Annotated in this window: 18 protein-coding genes; 8 read left to right on the top strand and 10 right to left on the bottom strand. The window is 71.2% G+C overall.

Annotation, left to right across the window (positions count from 1 at the left end; translation table 11 throughout):
* Positions 1 to 53 precede the first annotated feature (53 nt).
* The gene (locus tag MTDSW087_RS12780) at positions 54 to 428 is read right to left on the bottom strand and encodes a response regulator (protein WP_142582914.1); all 375 of its coding nucleotides are present in this window, start codon (positions 426 to 428) and stop codon (positions 54 to 56) included.
* 77 nt (positions 429 to 505) lie between these two features.
* Here MTDSW087_RS12780 and MTDSW087_RS12775 point away from each other — a divergent pair, with 77 nt between their 5' ends.
* Positions 506 to 805, top strand: coding sequence for a DUF3572 domain-containing protein (locus MTDSW087_RS12775; RefSeq protein ID WP_342353839.1), 300 nt, complete (start codon positions 506 to 508; stop codon positions 803 to 805).
* Positions 806 to 825: 20 nt separating this feature from the next.
* Here the strand turns inward: MTDSW087_RS12775 and MTDSW087_RS12770 are convergent, their stop codons facing one another.
* Positions 826 to 1,704 (bottom strand): cell envelope integrity EipB family protein, encoded by an 879-nt coding sequence (locus MTDSW087_RS12770; RefSeq protein WP_144764389.1) that lies wholly within the window; start codon positions 1,702 to 1,704, stop codon positions 826 to 828.
* Between the two features lie 308 nt (positions 1,705 to 2,012).
* On the opposite strand from MTDSW087_RS12770, the gene MTDSW087_RS12765 reads away from it, so the two are divergent.
* The 3 genes from MTDSW087_RS12765 to MTDSW087_RS30785 all read left to right on the top strand — a co-directional run bounded on the left by MTDSW087_RS12765 (position 2,013) and on the right by MTDSW087_RS30785 (position 3,338).
* The gene (locus tag MTDSW087_RS12765) at positions 2,013 to 2,546 is read left to right on the top strand and encodes a ComEA family DNA-binding protein (RefSeq protein WP_144764387.1); all 534 of its coding nucleotides are present in this window, start codon (positions 2,013 to 2,015) and stop codon (positions 2,544 to 2,546) included.
* A 103-nt stretch (positions 2,547 to 2,649) separates the two neighbouring features.
* Positions 2,650 to 2,865: a hypothetical protein gene (locus tag MTDSW087_RS30790; RefSeq protein ID WP_142582918.1), complete on the top strand. Its 216-nt coding sequence runs from the start codon at positions 2,650 to 2,652 to the stop codon at positions 2,863 to 2,865.
* Complete coding sequence (locus MTDSW087_RS30785; protein ID WP_373322026.1) at positions 2,862 to 3,338, top strand: DUF3016 domain-containing protein; 477 nt, start codon at positions 2,862 to 2,864, stop codon at positions 3,336 to 3,338. Before MTDSW087_RS30790 ends, MTDSW087_RS30785 begins: the two co-directional genes overlap by 4 nt.
* A 205-nt stretch (positions 3,339 to 3,543) precedes the next feature.
* Here MTDSW087_RS30785 and MTDSW087_RS12755 read toward each other — a convergent pair whose 3' ends face one another.
* The 3 genes from MTDSW087_RS12755 to MTDSW087_RS12745 all read right to left on the bottom strand — a co-directional run bounded on the left by MTDSW087_RS12755 (position 3,544) and on the right by MTDSW087_RS12745 (position 7,042).
* A complete protein-coding gene (locus MTDSW087_RS12755) occupies positions 3,544 to 4,356 on the bottom strand; it encodes an enoyl-CoA hydratase (RefSeq protein WP_144764383.1) in 813 nt (270 codons plus the stop codon).
* A 138-nt stretch (positions 4,357 to 4,494) separates the two neighbouring features.
* Positions 4,495 to 5,268, bottom strand: a complete 774-nt coding sequence (locus tag MTDSW087_RS12750) for an AMP-binding protein (RefSeq protein WP_144764381.1) — start codon at positions 5,266 to 5,268, stop codon at positions 4,495 to 4,497.
* Between the two features lie 73 nt (positions 5,269 to 5,341).
* Positions 5,342 to 7,042 (bottom strand): thiamine pyrophosphate-binding protein, encoded by a 1,701-nt coding sequence (locus tag MTDSW087_RS12745; protein WP_144764379.1) that lies wholly within the window; start codon positions 7,040 to 7,042, stop codon positions 5,342 to 5,344.
* A 163-nt stretch (positions 7,043 to 7,205) separates the two neighbouring features.
* Between MTDSW087_RS12745 and MTDSW087_RS12740 the strand changes: the two genes are divergently transcribed.
* Positions 7,206 to 7,634 carry a hypothetical protein gene (locus MTDSW087_RS12740; RefSeq protein ID WP_144764377.1) on the top strand — a complete coding sequence of 143 codons (429 nt, stop codon included), beginning with the start codon at positions 7,206 to 7,208 and terminating at the stop codon, positions 7,632 to 7,634.
* Between the two features lie 4 nt (positions 7,635 to 7,638).
* Here the strand turns inward: MTDSW087_RS12740 and MTDSW087_RS12735 are convergent, their stop codons facing one another.
* The 3 genes from MTDSW087_RS12735 to MTDSW087_RS12725 are packed head-to-tail and all read right to left on the bottom strand — an operon-like array spanning position 7,639 to position 10,816.
* Entirely contained in the window at positions 7,639 to 8,331 is a 693-nt protein-coding gene (locus tag MTDSW087_RS12735) for a uracil-DNA glycosylase (RefSeq protein WP_144764375.1), read from the bottom strand.
* Complete coding sequence (locus MTDSW087_RS12730; protein WP_144764373.1) at positions 8,328 to 9,860, bottom strand: bifunctional metallophosphatase/5'-nucleotidase; 1,533 nt, start codon at positions 9,858 to 9,860, stop codon at positions 8,328 to 8,330. Before MTDSW087_RS12730 ends, MTDSW087_RS12735 begins: the two co-directional genes overlap by 4 nt.
* 8 nt (positions 9,861 to 9,868) lie before the next feature.
* Positions 9,869 to 10,816 carry a class I SAM-dependent methyltransferase gene (locus MTDSW087_RS12725; RefSeq protein ID WP_144764371.1) on the bottom strand — a complete coding sequence of 316 codons (948 nt, stop codon included), beginning with the start codon at positions 10,814 to 10,816 and terminating at the stop codon, positions 9,869 to 9,871.
* A 134-nt stretch (positions 10,817 to 10,950) separates the two neighbouring features.
* On the opposite strand from MTDSW087_RS12725, the gene hemH reads away from it, so the two are divergent.
* A complete protein-coding gene (gene hemH, locus MTDSW087_RS12720; RefSeq protein ID WP_144764369.1) occupies positions 10,951 to 12,036 on the top strand; it encodes a ferrochelatase in 1,086 nt (361 codons plus the stop codon).
* A 66-nt stretch (positions 12,037 to 12,102) separates the two neighbouring features.
* On the opposite strand, the gene MTDSW087_RS12715 is transcribed toward hemH, so the two are convergent.
* Complete coding sequence (locus MTDSW087_RS12715) at positions 12,103 to 12,366, bottom strand: hypothetical protein (RefSeq protein WP_144764367.1); 264 nt, start codon at positions 12,364 to 12,366, stop codon at positions 12,103 to 12,105.
* A 200-nt stretch (positions 12,367 to 12,566) separates the two neighbouring features.
* On the opposite strand from MTDSW087_RS12715, the gene MTDSW087_RS12710 reads away from it, so the two are divergent.
* Positions 12,567 to 12,818, top strand: a complete 252-nt coding sequence (locus MTDSW087_RS12710; RefSeq protein WP_144764365.1) for a hypothetical protein — start codon at positions 12,567 to 12,569, stop codon at positions 12,816 to 12,818.
* Positions 12,819 to 12,870: 52 nt separating this feature from the next.
* Here MTDSW087_RS12710 and MTDSW087_RS12705 read toward each other — a convergent pair whose 3' ends face one another.
* Complete coding sequence (locus tag MTDSW087_RS12705) at positions 12,871 to 13,776, bottom strand: peptidylprolyl isomerase (protein ID WP_144764363.1); 906 nt, start codon at positions 13,774 to 13,776, stop codon at positions 12,871 to 12,873.
* 275 nt (positions 13,777 to 14,051) lie between these two features.
* Between MTDSW087_RS12705 and MTDSW087_RS12700 the strand changes: the two genes are divergently transcribed.
* Complete coding sequence (locus MTDSW087_RS12700; protein ID WP_144764361.1) at positions 14,052 to 14,366, top strand: hypothetical protein; 315 nt, start codon at positions 14,052 to 14,054, stop codon at positions 14,364 to 14,366.
* The last annotated feature ends 81 nt before the right edge of the window (positions 14,367 to 14,447 follow it).

The following is a 14,447-nucleotide window of genomic DNA, read 5'->3' as shown; positions in this document are numbered from 1 at the left end:
GTACCTCGCCAGGAATGCGCGACGCCGCGAGGGTTCCCCGCAGGAGCTCGGCGTCAGGGTTTGTCCTGAAGATAGGTGCGAACGGTTGCTAAAAACTTCGCAACCGAGATGGGCTTGGAGAGGTAGGCCTCGCAGCCGCCCTCGCGGATCCGCTCCTCGTCGCCCTTCATGGCGAAGGCGGTGATCGCGATGACGGGAATATGCTTGAGGTCGTCGTCCTCCTTGAGCCACTTCGTCACCTCCAGCCCCGAGACCTCGGGAAGCTGGATGTCCATCAGGATCAGATCCGGGTGATGCGCGCGGGCCAGCTCGATCGCTTCGATGCCCTTGGCAGTCTTCAACGTAGCGTAGCCCTGCGCCTCCAACAGATCGTTGAAGAGCTTCATATTGAGCTCGTTGTCCTCGACGATCAGCACCGTTTTCTTCATGACGTGGATATCCCGGTGCGCGCGACTCTCGTCGTTAACGGGGGCTCTCCCCGGCGGGGACCTTTTATAAGGTTTACATGTTGATGAAACACAAACCCCTTCAAGAGGATGAATCCATTGACGCCCTGGCTCTCGACGTTCTGCTGTGGATGGCTCAGGACCCCGACCGGCTGATGCCCTTCCTCGGCGCGACCGGCCTCGCGCCCGGCGACCTGCGCGCCGGCATGAACGATCCGACCGTGCTCGGCGCCGTGCTCGACCACGTGATGGCGGACGAGCCGGTGCTCCTCGCCTGCGCCGAGGCGATCGGCGTCAAGCCGGAACGGATCGCCGCGGCCTGGCGGCGGCGCGTGCCGCCCGACTACGAAGCGCCCTGAATTGCCGCAGGCCGAGCCCGTCAGGGCGTGCAGGGTGCGGCCGGCGCCTTGTCCAGGTCCAGGCGGGTCAAATCGCCGATGATCGCGAAATCCCCGTAATCCAGCTTGAGCGCGCCGCTCACGCCGTTGTCGTAGAGGTCGAAGCTCAGGGTGTAGATCGGCGTGCTCTCTCCCTTGCCGCCCGTGAAGTAGCTCAGCGTCACCGGCCAGCGCTGCACGGCGGCGAGCGCCCCCTCGCGCAGGGGCTTGTCGCGGTCCGACCCGGAGGCGGTGGTGGGGCCGGTGGTCGGCCGGCCGATCACGGCCAAGGTGTCGTAGACCTTGCGCCCGTCATCCGAACCGTCGAACACCTTGGCCGAGAGCGTCGTCTCGCCGGCCCGCGCGGCCTCGATCAGGCGGCGCATGTGCAGGCTCGGGAACAGCACGGTGCCCGGCACCGAGAGCTGGTCGCGCTTCGGCTCCTTGAAGCGCACCTTCAGCGCATCGGCCTCGGCGCTCGCTGTGCCGTCGACGGTGGGGCTGCCGGCGCCGTTCACGGTGCTCGCGGTCTTGAAGCGGAACTCGTGCCCGTCGCCATCCTCGAAGGTCGTGTTGCGCAGGTCCGAGGTGCGGCTGCCGGTCTCGGAGGATTCCAGCACCGTGACCTGCCGGGTCTGCATCGTGTAGCCGCGGCAGGCATCGCCCTTGAAGTCGATGACGATGCGGCCGCGGGCGCTGTCCACGGCCCGGGTGCCGCTGCTGGAGGACAGGGACAGGTCGTAGACGGCGCGATGGTTGGCGAGCGGGATGGAGGCCTTGGCCGGCGCCGGCTTGGCGGCCTGCTCCCCTGCCGGTCCGGCCGGTGCCGCCTGGGCGGCTCCCGCGGCGACGAGGAGGGCGAGGGCGAGACGCAGCCGCATGGACAATCCTTCGATCACGAAGGTCCGGAGATAGGCGGCGGCGGCGAAGGCGGCAATGTCGCCCGGGATCGCGATGGCGTGCCTGCCCGTGCGGACCCGGTCCCCTGCGCCGTTTCCGGCGTCAGGGGAGCCGGTTCGACGGGCGGGAGGGGTGGCGACGGCCGGATCTGGCATCCGCTCGAGGTTTTTCGGCTCGATCGCGGTGGATCGCCGAGGGTGGAACTTGTGCCCGACGACCCGAATATTGCCAAATTCTCCCAAGAGTTGCTCCATCCTGACGATGTGGAAGCGGTGGAGCGGGGAATGCGATGCTGAGCGGCTCGGCCATGGCCCGGGTGGCGGTCCTGCTCGTGACCGCCGGATTGCTCGCCGGGCTCGTCCAGTATTTCTGGCCGAAGGCGGCGCAGGAGCCGGCGCCGCGGCCGGCCGGACAAACGGTCCAGCGCGAGCCGAAGCCCGCTCCGGCGCGCGACCCTGTGCGGACCGTCCCGACGGCGAAGCCTGCGGCCGCTCCCTCCGAGCCGCCTCCGGCCTCCGAGGCGGCGCCCCGGCCGGCACCACCGCTCGCCGAGATACCCCCTCCCCCACCTCCTGCGCCGCCGGAGCCCGCCGCGATGGACCCGGCCGAGCGCGCCCAGGACGACGCCGGCCCGCGCGCCGTCGCGCTCGTTGACCTCAACACCGCGACGGTCGCCGAGCTGAACGGCCTGAAGGGCGGCGGCAATATCGGCCGCGCCATCGTCCAGCGCCGCCCCTACGCCTCGGTGGACCAGCTTCTCGCGAAGCGCGTGCTCAGCCGCGCGACCTACGACCGGATCAAGGACCAAGTGACCGTACAGTAGGCCCGCGCGGTCATTTCGGGCCGCGGTGGGCGCTGGCGCGCCCCGCGCGCCTTGCCTATGCTCGACGCCCGCGGCCGAAGGGGCCGGAAGCCAGGGTTTGGGGATGCTGACGCATACCGGGAGCGCGATCCTGCGGCAGGATCTCGGCGTCGAGGAGACGACGGAGACCGACAACATCGTTCGCTGGGACGGCGAGCGCCTCTACGTCGAGCACGACGTCTATCACAACGGGCAGTTGGTCCACCGCAAGTACCGGCGCAACGTGACCGAGCCGGTGGCCCGCGCCCTCCTCGAGGTGATCGCCCGGTCGCGTCAGTGATCGGCCGGGGCGTCCTCGCCGCCCTCCTCCTCGCGGCGGCGCCGGCCGCCGCGCAGCCGGTCAGCGTGCGCTACGTCGCCCCCGAGCGCTTCACCGATGCCGAGAACCGGCTCGGCAGCGGCCAGAGCCTGCGGGTCACCCTCGCGGAGATGACCCGGATCTTCGAGGAGCTCGGCCGCCGCCTGCCGCCGGGCGACAGCCTCGCGGTCAGCGTCCTCGACATCGACCTCGCCGGATACGAGCGGCCGGGAATGGGGCTGCCCCAGTCGGTCCGGGTGGTGCAGGATTTCACCCCGCCGCGGATCCGCCTCGCCTACACCCTGCGCCGCAACGGCCGCGTGGTCGCGCAGGGCGAGGACGTCGTCACCGACATCAACTTCATGCTGAGCGCCAATCCGCGCTTCTCGTCCGGCGGCCTCTACTACGAGCGCGCCGTGCTGCGGGACTGGTTCGGCCGGCGGTTCGGGGTGTGACGACCTCCGTCAGACCAGAGTGCCGCGGATCCCCTCTCCCCGCGCGGCGGGGAGAGGGGAGCGACCTGTCCGCCGAAATCCGATCAACCGGAAGCCGTCTCATACGACAACCGGGTGATCCCGTCGGGATGGCGGATGTCGCCTTCGCTCAGGCGCCGCGCGGACTTGCCGAGACCGCGTCCGGTCCGATCAACCGGACGCGGTATCAGGCCTCCCAGCGGGGCTCGCGCTTCTGCAGGAAGGCGTCGATGCCCTCGGCCGCGTCGGCCATCATCATGTTCCGGGTCATCACCTCGGCAGCGTAGGCATAGGCCTCCTCCAGGCCCAGATCCGCCTGTCGCGAGAATGCCTCCTTGCCGATGGCCAGCACCCGCGGCGCCTTCGCGGCGATGCGTGCGGCCATGCCGCGCACCGTCCCCTCCAGCTCGGATTCCGGCACCGAACGGTTCACGAGCCCGATGCGCAGGGCCTCCGCGGCGTCGATCGGCTCGCCGAGGAGCAGCATCTCCAGGGCGGCCTTGCGCGGCACGGCGCGCGACAGGGCCACCATCGGGGTTGAGCAGAACAGGCCGATATTGACGCCCGGCGTGGCGAAGCGCGCCTCATGCGTGCAGACGGCGAGGTCGCAGGTGGCGACGAGCTGGCAGCCCGCCGCGGTGGCGATGCCGTGGATCTGGGCGATCACCGGCTGCGGCAGCCGGGTGATCGCGAGCATCAGGGCGGAGCAGGCGCGGAAGACCGCCTCCGCCGAGGCCCGGTCCGGCTGGGCGCGCATCTCCTTGAGGTCGTGGCCGGCGCAGAAGGCCGGCCCGGCCCCGCGCAGGATGACGGCCCGCACGCCGCGATCCGCCCGGATCGCGTCGAGCTCCGCTTGAAGCGCCGCCATCAGGCCGAGGGAGAGGGCGTTGCGGGCGGCGGGGCGGTTCAGGGTGAGCGTGGCGATCCCGTCCGCATCCGCGCGCAGGAGCGGCGAGTCCGACGGGGAGTCCTGCTGGATCGGCGCGGCGGCTGCGGACATCGGACGGCTCTCCCTGGCGGGGGCGTCGGGCGCCCCTTGGCCGGGGAGGCTAGGGCCATTCCCGATCGCGTTGCAATCGGGACCGGTGCCGACTCCGTGTTTCGATGTTCTCCTGCGCCGAAGCGCGCGAGCGCGATCTCAGCTCAGCGCGGCGTGGTCCCCGCCGACCCGTGCCGTGGCGCCGCGCAGGAGGCTCGCGCCCGTCGCGACGAGATCGCGGAAGGGGGCCGGGCAGCCGCCGGCCCCGTGCATCCAGGCCATCAGCCGCCCGTGGCTCGCGCCGACGCGCAAGGGGCGGCCGGTCCCGTCCGTGCCGAGGAGGAGGAGGGCCGGATCGTCCGGCGCCGGCCCGGCGGCCTCGCTCTCGCCGAGCGGGGCATCCGACAGGTCCGCGGCTTCGAGGTCGAGCCGGGCGAGATCCGCGCCCGGTCCCTGCCAGCGCACCGTGACCGGTCCGGATGCGAGGGCTTGCACCTCGCCGAGGGCGTCCGCGAGCGCCGGGTCGACCACGAGGAGCTTCGGCGCGGCCACCGCCAGGCAGCGGGCGAGGCGCGTGCCGCGCAAGGCGGGATCGAGCAGGGCGACCCGCATGCCGGCGCGGGCGAGCCCGAGCCAGAGGGCGTGCCGGTCCGGCCGGTCGTGCATCAGGAGCGCGGCGCCGTCGCCGGCGGCGAAGCCCTCGCCGAGCGCCCAGCGGGCATAGCGGGCCTGGCGCGCGGCGAGATCGGAGAAGGTCAGGCTCTCGTCGCTGCCAGCGAGCGCCGTGGCGTCGGGATGGATCGCGGCGAGTTCGGCGACGAGATGCACGACGGTGCTGCGGACGCGCACGTCGGACCGGGCGGGGACTGCGCCGAGCCGGGCCTGGAGGCCGGCGATCCGGGGAGCCGTGCGGTCCGGTGCGCTGTGCAGCATGCGTTCCTGCCCGTGGGCTTGTGCGTTTCCGCCTACTGCCGTGCAGCCCACGGGTTAATTTTCTCTGTTCGGATTATTGCCGTTTCAGCGCCTCTGCGCGGATCTGCTCGAGGGTCCGGCCTGGGGAGATCGCGTCGGTGGCGACCTTCAGGTGGATGATCGTGGGCGCGCCGGCCTCGCGGGCGGCGGCCAGGGCCGCGGGGAAGTCGGCGTCGCGCTCGACTGTGAGGCCGAGCCCCCCGAAGGCGCGGGCATAGGCCGCGAAATCCGGATTGCGCAGGTCGGTCGCCGAGACGCGGCCGGGGAATTCGCGCTCCTGATGCATCCGGATGGTGCCGTAGCTGCCGTTGTCGCAGACGATGCAGATCACCGGCAGGCCGTATTGCACGGCGGTCGCGAATTCCTGGCCGGTCATCAGGAAATCGCCGTCGCCCGCGATGCAGACCACGACCCGCTCCGGATGGAGCCGCTGCATCGCAACCGCCGCCGGCAGGCCGTAGCCCATCGAGCCGGAGGTCGGCGCCACGTGGCCGTGGAGCTGCCGGAAGCGGCAGAAGCGGTGGATCCAGGCGGCATAGTTGCCCGCGCCGTTGCAGAGGATCGCATCCTCCGGCAGCGCCTCGCGCAGATGGAGCATCACGTTTCCGAGATTGACGGGTCCGGGCTGCGGCGTCGCCGCGTCGCTCCAGGCGCGGTAGTCCCGGTGCGCCGCGCGGGTTTCCTCGGCCCAGGGGATGCGGGAGGGCGCGGGGAGCCGCGCGAGCGCTGCCGCTGCGCGGACGGGGCTCGCATTGATCGCGAGGTCCGGCACGTAGATCCGGCCGATCTCCTCAGCCCCGGCATGGATGTGCACGAGCCGCTGCGCGGGGTTCGGGATGTCGAGAAGCGTGTAGCCCTGGCTCGGAATCTCGCCGAGCCGCCCGCCGAGCAGGATCACGAGGTCGGCGCGCGCCGCCCGCTCGGCGAGGCGCGGATTCACTCCGAGCCCGAGATCGCCCGCATAGGCGGTGTGCAGCGGGTCGAACAGGGAGAGCCGGCGGAAGCTCGTGGCGACGGGCAGGTCGAACCGGTCGGCGAAGGTGCGGATGTCCGCCCAGGCCTCTTCCGTCCAGCGGCTTCCGCCGAGAATCAGCAGTGGGCGCTCAGCCTCCGCCAGCAGCGCGGCGAGGCGCTCCATCTCCTCAGGTCCCGGCGCCGCCTCCACCGCTCGCCAGGGCCTGGCGAGTGGGCCAGGGCACGGCTCCTTCAGCACGTCCTTCGGCAGGGCCATCACCACGGGGCCGGGCCGCCCCGCCGTCGCCGTGTGGAAGGCGCGCGAGACGTATTCCGGCACGCGGGCCGGATCCTCGATCTCGGTCGCCCATTTCGCCTGCGGCCCGAAGGCGGCACGGTAGTCGAGTTCCTGGAAGGCCTCGCGGTCGCGCTGGCCGCGCTCGATCTGCCCGACGAACAGGATCATCGGCGAGGAATCCTGCTGCGCCACATGCACGCCCGCCGAGGCGTTGGTGGCGCCGGGTCCGCGGGTGACGATGCAGATGCCCGGCGTGCCGGTGACCTTGCCGGCCGCCTCCGCCATCATCGCCGCGCCGCCCTCGTGCCGGCAGGTGGTGACCGCGATGCCCGATTCGCGGAGCGCGTCGAGCACCGGCAGGAAGCTCTCGCCGGGCACGGTGAAGACGTGGCGCACGCCGTTGGCGTGGAGCTGCGCCACGAGGGCCTGGGCTGCTGTCTGTGTCGTCACGAATCGCTTCCGGGCATGCGCTGGGCCATCCATCGGCCGTGTGCGCTGTTGATAGACCCGGGGCGAAGCCCGCGCACCCGCAAGACCCACCTGCCTGCGCCGCCCTGTCCGCTCGCCGGGCGCCTCGAAACCCTCTATCCCGGCGGTGCTTCAAGCGGATCGCCAGAATCCGCCTCTTCCGAGGAACCTGCCCAGGATGCGTATCCCGACCCTCGCCCTCGCCGCCCTCGCCGCGGTCTCAGCCGGCCCGGCCGGGGCACAGATCCGCAACGCCCCCGCGCCGCGGGCGCTCGAATTCGCGGCCTACATCTTCGCGGCCTCGAACGTCTGCGGCTACCGCATCGGCACCGAGCAGTTTGAGGCGCTGCTCGCCAAGCAGAATGCCCGGGCCGAGGACGTGAGCCCGCGCGGCCCCTTCGGCAACAAGGTGCAGACCATGTTCGCGCTGATGTCGAACCAGATGGCGCTGAACCGCGAGCAGGCCTGCCTCGCGGTCGCCGGCGAGTACGGCCCCGACGGCAATGTCGCCAAGAACGTGCTGCTGCCGGCCGCCGCGCCCGATGCGAAGCCGGCGGACAAGCCCGCCGAGGCTCCGGCCGAGAAGTCGCCCGAGAAGCCGCAATAGCGCGTCAGGGGCCGCCGAGGCACCAGTCGATCGGCGGCAGCCCGCGCTCCGCGAGCCAGGCATTGGCCCGCGCGAAAGGCTGGGAGCCGGGGAAGTCGCGGGCGCGGTTCAGCGGCGAGGGATGGCCGCTCTCGATGACGGCGTGGCGCGCGGGGTCGATCAGGGCCTTGCGCGCCCGCGCCTGCGCCCCCCAGAGCAGGAACACCGCCGGCTCGGGCCGCGCGGACACAGCGGTGACCGCCTGATCGGTGAGGTCGGCCCAGCCGTAGCGCAGATGCGCGCCGGCCTTCCCCGCCTCGACGGTGAGTGCGCTGTTGAGGAGCAGAACGCCCTGCCGCGTCCAGGGCGTCAGGTCGCCTGTCCTGGGCTTCTCCGGGTCGACTTCGGCGAGGATCACCTTGAGCGAGGCCGGGAGGCGCCCGCCGCCCACATAGGAGAAGGCGAGGCCGTTGGCGTCCCCCGGCGTCGGGTAGGGGTCCTGGCCGAGGATGACGACCTTCACGGCCGCGAGCGGCGTGAGGGCGAGCGCCCGGAAGATGTTGCGCGGATCCGGCAGCACCCGTGCCCCCGCCGCGATCCGCGCATCGACCCGCGCGGCCACGTGGTCGGCCTCGCCCTCGCGGAAGAAGGGCAGAGCGGCCCAGGAGGAGCCGGAGGCGCGGAAATCCGCGAGCGCGTCGGCGACGGGGCCGCTCATCGGGCGACCACCAGGCGCTCGCCCTCGCGGATGCCGATCGGGCTGTTGCGGCGGATATAGGCCATGACCTCGTTCGCCACGAGCTTGCCGTCGGTGGCGCCGATCAGGGTGCGCCCGCTGCGCAGGGCCCCGTAACCGTTGCCGCCATCGTAGAGGAAGTTGTTCGCGGCCACCGTATAGGTCCGGCCGAGATCGAGCGGCGCGCCGTCGACCGCGACCGAGAGGATGCGCGCGCCCTGCGGACGCTCGGGATCGAGGCGCACTGTGAGCCCCGAGACCTGGACGAGGCGTCCCGCCGGGCGGCCGTAATCGGCAAGCCCGTTCTCCAGGAGGTTGTACAGGGCCGCCCCGTCGATCGCGACGAGGACGGTGGTGTTGCCGAAGGGCAGTTCCTGCAGGATGTCGCGGCGGGTCAGCTCCGCGCCGGCCGGGTAGAGCCGGTTGCCGCGTATGCCGCCACCATTCATCAGGGCGACGTCGGCGCCGGTCGCCGCGCGCAGGGCGTCGGCGACGAGGTCTCCGAAGCTCGCCTCCCGCGCCCGCACGCTCGCCACGCGGCTGTCGAGGGGCAGCGCCGTGCGCCCGACCGGCACGTCGAGCTGGTTCGACAGTTCCGCCTCGTAATGGGCGACGAGCGCTGCCGTCTCGGGATCGGGCGTCACGTCGTGGGTGTCGTGGATGCGGAAGCGGGGGCGCCAGCGCACTCGGCGCCGCCCGTCTTCTTCGCCAACCGTGCAGAACACGTCGATCGCGGTGACGAAATGCGCGTCGACGCTCGATTCACAGAGCACCCGCTGCCCGTCGTAGCGTAGGAACAGGTCGTGGTCGTGCCCCGACAGGATGATGTCGGCATGGCCCGCCGCCATCATCGCGAGATCCGTCGGCCGCGCCGTGTGGACCACCGCAACCACGATCTCGGCGCCCGCCTCGCGCAGGAGCCCCGCCTGCTCGGCGAGCGTCCCCTCCTCCGGGCCGAAGCGGAGCGCGCCGCTCTGCGCCTTCTCCGGGGTGCTCTCGAGCGCGATGCCCGTCACCCCGACGCGGATGCCGCCGAGATCGGTGATGAAGCGGTCCCCGACCCCTGGCAGGGGCCTACCCTCCCCGTCCCGCAGGTTTGCCGCGAGCGTGCGGAAGGCGGCTCCGCGAATGCGTTCCTGGAAGACCGCTGGCCCGAAATCGAACTCGTGATTGCCCGGCACGAACACGTCGGGGCTCGCCAGCGCGAGGAGCGCCATGATGTGCTCGCCCTTGTCGAAGCCCGACATCAGCGACGGAGAGATCGTGTCGCCCGCATGGGCGTAGAGCATCGGCACGCCCCGGGCGCGCTCGGCCTTCACCACCGCGTTGAGCCGCGCGAAGCCGCCGCGGCCATCGACCTCGTCCATCAGGTAGATGTCGTTGACGAGGAGCAGCGTGAAGGTCGGCTTCTGCGCCGACGCCGCCTCGGACGCCTCCGCGGCGGGCAGGCCGGCAATCAGGCCGGCCCCGAGCCCGAGGCTCAGCGTCTGGCGGCGGCTGGGACCGGACATCGATCCGCTCAGCGGAAGGTGTCGCGCACGGCCTTGGCGTTGCGCCGGACCATCGGCCAAATCCAGGCGCCGGAGGCGAGGTAGGCGCCGGCCGGCATCGGCTTGAGGTCGCGCGCGAGCCGCTCGGCGAGGCCCGGCACGGCGAGCCGCTCCGGCGGGGCGTCGGTCTTGCGGTAGACCACCGTCGTGTCCTCGCGCCAGTAGGCGGTGTCCGGCACCAGCCCCGCCCGGCGGGCGAGCAGGTCGAAGGTCTCGCGCACGTAGCCGTGGACATGGGCGAAGTGGAAGCGCTCGTGCGGCGGCTTGCCGGTGGCGGCCATGTTCGGCACCGCCGCGTAGAGGCGCCCGTCCGGCTTCAGCCAGCGGGCCAGCCGCTCCACGACCTCGGCCGGGTCGCGCAGATGCTCCAGCACGTGATGGGTCGAGATCACGTCGAAGCTCTGGGCCGGGAAGGTGTCGTCGGCGGCATCGTCCAGCACCTCGACCCCGTAGGTCTTGCGGGCGAAGGCGGCGTAGTCGCGCCCCGGCTCGACGCCGATCACCGTGCAGCCGCGCTCCCGCGCCGCGGCCAGGAACTCGCCGGAGCCCGAGCCGAAATCGAGCACCCTCGCGCCCGGCACGAGCTTCGGCGCCAGCAGGTTGGCGCGGAAGGCCGCCTCGCGTCCCGAGCGCTTCACGTGGTGGGGCGGCGGCCCGCCCGCGAAGGCGAGCTGGTAGTCCGCGCGATAGGCGGTGGCGTAGTACTCCGCCAGCTCGGCCGGCGTCGGCATCGGGTCGGTGCGGATCAGGCCGCACTGGGTGCAGGCGATCGAGTGCAGGGTCTTCAGCCGCCTGTCGGTCTCCGCCACCACGACCGAATCGCCGCAGCCGCACAGATTGCAGGCCGCGGGCGCGCCCGTGTAGGGATAGCCCGTGAAGGGAATGAAGTGCCTGAGGAAATAGCGGGGAGACGGCATGTCGCGCTCTGTCCGGGCGGATCTTCGCAAGGTTCCTGCGTGCTCTAGATAGTTCCCACACCCGAGACAATCGCGGCGCCGTCGCACGCTCCCGCACCGGGCCGCCGGCACCCATCGGATATCCAAGCCAAGCGATGAACGAACGCGTCGAACCCGCCACGCTGGCGGCCCGCCAGAGCCTGCAGCCCCAGGCACCGGTGAAGGCCGGCACTCTTCCCGCCGACCATCCGGGCGTGCGCTGGGGCCGCGTCGGCGTGCTCCTGATGAATCTCGGCACGCCCGAGGGCACGAGCTACTGGCCGATGCGCCGCTACCTGAAGGAGTTCCTCTCCGACCGGCGGGTCATCGAGGTGCCGCGGCTGATCTGGTGGCCGCTCCTCAACCTCGTGATCCTGACGAAGCGCCCCGGTCCGAAGGGCCGCGACTACGACAGCGTCTGGAACAAGGCCCTCGACGAGGGGCCGCTCAAGACCATCACCCGCGGCCAGTGCGAGCGCCTGCAGGCTGCGATGGGTGATTCGGTGGTAGTCGACTGGGCCATGCGCTACGGCAAGCCCGAGGTGTCCGTGCGCATCCAGGCGCTGCTCGACCAGGGCTGCGACCGCATCCTGCTGGTGCCGCTCTACCCGCAATACGCGGCGGCGACCTCGGCCACTGCCTGCGACCAGGCCTTCAAGGCGCTGATGCAGATGCGCTGGCAGCCGACGGTCCGCGTCTCGCCGCCCTACCACGACGATCCGGTCTATATCGACGCGATCGCCCGCTCGATCCGCGAGGGGCTCGCCAAGCTCGATTTCGAGCCGGAGGTGATCCTCACCTCGTTCCACGGGGTGCCGAAGAGCTACCTGCTCAAGGGCGACCCCTACCATTGCCAGTGCGTGAAGACCGGGCGGCTGATCCGCGAGGCGCTGGGCTACTCCCCCGAGCGCATGCGCGTGACCTTCCAGTCCCGCTTCGGCAACGAGGAATGGCTGAAGCCCTATACCGACGAGACGGTGCAGGAGCTCGCCAAATCCGGCGTCAAGCGCATGGCGATCGTAGCGCCGGGCTTCACCGCCGACTGCCTGGAGACGCTGGAGGAGCTCGACGGCGAGAACCGCCACTATTTCGAGGAGAATGGCGGCGAGCGCTTCGCCTACATCCCCTGCCTCAACGATTCGGACCTCGGCATGGAGGTCATCGAGCACGTCGTCCGCCGCGAGCTGCAGGGCTGGGTCTGAGCGGATCCGACCTGGAAAGGCCCCACCCCGGGCGAACCGGGGCGAGGCCTTTCTCGTAAGGGGGCCTCAGTGGCGGGTGCCGGAGGTGTCGCCCTTCATGTCCTTGTTCATCGTGCCCGAGCCCGAGGTCGACCCCTTGGTCGAGCCGGTGGTGTCGGACTTCATCTCGTGGCCCGGCGCGTAGCCGGAGGCGCCGGGGCTGCCCGTCCGGCTGCCCTTGTCCTGCATCTCATGGCCGGGCGTATTCGGGGAGGCGCCGCGCTGTTCCGCGGCGAGCGCGGTGCCGGTGAGCGCCAGCGAAGCCAGGACAGCAATGGTCAGGTTCTTCATAGGCCTTCTCCTTGGATGGCAGGAAGGCCTGGAAACGTGACCTCCGACGAAACCGTTCCGAGAAAAGATCATCTCTTCGGCCGCGAAGAATCTCGCCTTTTACGCATGTGAATCTTGCGAGATTCGCCGGAACGGTCCTTCGCCCTGCGCCGTTGCTGGCCCACGCAAAATCGCGACTTCCGATCAAGCAGGAGAGATTCATGTCGATCAAGCCGCTCTCCGTGGCCATTTCGGCCGCGGTGCTGGCCACCAGCATCCTGGGCACCGCGACGGCGGCGCTGGCCGATCCGCCCTGGGCGCGCGGCGGCCACGGCTTCCATCATGGCGGCCCGCCGCCCTGGGCCCCCGCCCATGGCTGGCGGCGCAAGCACGAGCGCTTCGGCTACGGCTACGACCGGCCCTACCGGACCATGCGCCACCGGGAATACCGCTACGGCGGCTACCGGTACTGAGACCTTTTGAACGTGCGCGATCGGGGCGGCCCCAGGCCGCCCCGCCTCTGTCTCAGGGCTTCTTCGGGGTCTCGGCCGGGGGCGCGGCGGGCGTCGGCGTCGCGGCGGACGCAGCGTCAGTGCGCTCGATCTTGGCCTCCGAGCGCAGCTTCAGGATCAGATCCTGCTGCGCCTTGCGAATGAGGTGCTGGTCGATCTGCTCGCGTAGCTCCTCGAAGGTCGGCAGAGGCTTCACCCGCTTCTCCTCGACCCGGATCACGTGCCAGCCGAACTGGGTCTTGACCGGATCGGAGACCTGGCCGGGCTGCATCTTGAAGGCGGCGTCGGCGAATTCCTTCACCATCCGCTCCTTGGTGAACCAGCCGAGGTCGCCGCCCTCGGTCTTCGAGCCCGGATCCTTCGAGGTCTCTCCCGCGACCTTGGCGAAATCCTCGCCGCCCTTGATGCGGGCCGCGATCTTCTTCGCCTCGGCCTCGTTGTCCACGAGGATGTGGCGGGCGTGCACCTCCTCCTCGGGCTTCATCAGCTTGGCGGATTGATCGTAGACGGCCTTGGCCGCCTCCGGAGTCGCGGCCTTCTTGGCCTCGCGCTCCAGGTACTCGTCGAGCAGCAGCTTGTCGCGGAAATAGGCGAGCTTGCGCTTGAAGTCCGGCGTGTCGGCGACCTTGGCCGCCTCCGCCGCCTGGGCGCCGACCTTGAGGTCGACCATGTAGTCGACGAGCAGCCCCTTCTTCTGCGCCTCGTCCACGCCCGGCAGCGACAGGGCCGGATCGTCTGCGGCGACCGCGATGTCGGCCCCGGTGATGGGCTGGCCGTTCACCTTGGCCACCACCGTGTCGGGCGCGACTGGCGCGGCTGCGGCCGGCGCCGCGGCCGGAGCCGTCTCGGCAAGGGCGGCCGGGGTGGCGAGGACGAAGGCCAGCGCGGTGGCGCACCGGAGCAGAGAGGGCATCGGCATGGGGAGGATGTCCTTGGGAACCCGGCCGCGAAGGCGGCCCATCGGAAGGCGCGGGGACCCGCCTCGTCGGCGCCCGCCAGGGTTGAGCGGCGAGACAGGTGGATCCTGCGGCCGGCAAACGCAAGGGCCGGTCCGGGAGCGCCGAAGGCATCGTGGAGAGGCGGCGGCAGGATCACGATGCCGAGAAGCCGCGCGATTCCGGCGATCGGACGTTAAGCCCTCCCCTCTAACTTCGCCTCGGCCCACGGTTCGCGGGAGCAGGGGAGTCGAGATCGATGGCGATGCGCATGATTCCGATGGTCTGCGTTCTGGCGCTGACCGGTCTCCACGCGACCGAGGCCGAGGCACGCCGCCTCCGCCTGCGCTTCGGCGTGACCCCGAGCGTGGCGCTCCCGGCCGTGGCGGCTCCGGTCGCGGCGGTCGCGCGTCCGGAAGCCTCCCCGGAGCCGGCCGAGGCACCCGCGCCGCGGCTGCGGGTCGCGCAGCCGGTGTCCGCGCCTCCGCCGGCACCCCCGGTCAAGGTCGCCGGTCCCTGGTGTGCCGGCAACCGGGTCGTCGGGTCCGGCGCGGGCTTCTGCGAACTGAACTGAGCCGGTCCGCTTCGCGCGGCCCGCGCAGGGCCTGTGCGGGACCCGCCTCTTTTAGATGCGCCCCCCACACTTTACCTCTAT

This window comes from Methylobacterium dankookense (assembly GCF_902141855.1).
Lineage (GTDB): Bacteria > Pseudomonadota > Alphaproteobacteria > Rhizobiales > Beijerinckiaceae > Methylobacterium > Methylobacterium dankookense.
Note: the sequence above shows the minus strand (reverse complement) of the source record. Positions and strands in the feature narration are given on the sequence as shown.

Coding starts and splice junctions, on each gene's coding strand:
- MTDSW087_RS12780 (WP_142582914.1), bottom strand. CDS start 428: ATGAAGAAAACGGTGCTGATCGTCGAGGACAACGAGCTCAATATGAAG.
- MTDSW087_RS12775 (WP_342353839.1), top strand. CDS start 506: ATGTTGATGAAACACAAACCCCTTCAAGAGGATGAATCCATTGACGCC.
- MTDSW087_RS12770 (WP_144764389.1), bottom strand. CDS start 1,704: ATGCGGCTGCGTCTCGCCCTCGCCCTCCTCGTCGCCGCGGGAGCCGCC.
- MTDSW087_RS12765 (WP_144764387.1), top strand. CDS start 2,013: ATGCTGAGCGGCTCGGCCATGGCCCGGGTGGCGGTCCTGCTCGTGACC.
- MTDSW087_RS30790 (WP_142582918.1), top strand. CDS start 2,650: ATGCTGACGCATACCGGGAGCGCGATCCTGCGGCAGGATCTCGGCGTC.
- MTDSW087_RS12755 (WP_144764383.1), bottom strand. CDS start 4,356: ATGTCCGCAGCCGCCGCGCCGATCCAGCAGGACTCCCCGTCGGACTCG.
- MTDSW087_RS12750 (WP_144764381.1), bottom strand. CDS start 5,268: ATGCTGCACAGCGCACCGGACCGCACGGCTCCCCGGATCGCCGGCCTC.
- MTDSW087_RS12745 (WP_144764379.1), bottom strand. CDS start 7,042: ATGGATGGCCCAGCGCATGCCCGGAAGCGATTCGTGACGACACAGACA.
- MTDSW087_RS12740 (WP_144764377.1), top strand. CDS start 7,206: ATGCGTATCCCGACCCTCGCCCTCGCCGCCCTCGCCGCGGTCTCAGCC.
- MTDSW087_RS12735 (WP_144764375.1), bottom strand. CDS start 8,331: ATGAGCGGCCCCGTCGCCGACGCGCTCGCGGATTTCCGCGCCTCCGGC.
- MTDSW087_RS12730 (WP_144764373.1), bottom strand. CDS start 9,860: ATGTCCGGTCCCAGCCGCCGCCAGACGCTGAGCCTCGGGCTCGGGGCC.
- MTDSW087_RS12725 (WP_144764371.1), bottom strand. CDS start 10,816: ATGCCGTCTCCCCGCTATTTCCTCAGGCACTTCATTCCCTTCACGGGC.
- hemH (WP_144764369.1), top strand. CDS start 10,951: ATGAACGAACGCGTCGAACCCGCCACGCTGGCGGCCCGCCAGAGCCTG.
- MTDSW087_RS12715 (WP_144764367.1), bottom strand. CDS start 12,366: ATGAAGAACCTGACCATTGCTGTCCTGGCTTCGCTGGCGCTCACCGGC.
- MTDSW087_RS12710 (WP_144764365.1), top strand. CDS start 12,567: ATGTCGATCAAGCCGCTCTCCGTGGCCATTTCGGCCGCGGTGCTGGCC.
- MTDSW087_RS12705 (WP_144764363.1), bottom strand. CDS start 13,776: ATGCCGATGCCCTCTCTGCTCCGGTGCGCCACCGCGCTGGCCTTCGTC.
- MTDSW087_RS12700 (WP_144764361.1), top strand. CDS start 14,052: ATGGCGATGCGCATGATTCCGATGGTCTGCGTTCTGGCGCTGACCGGT.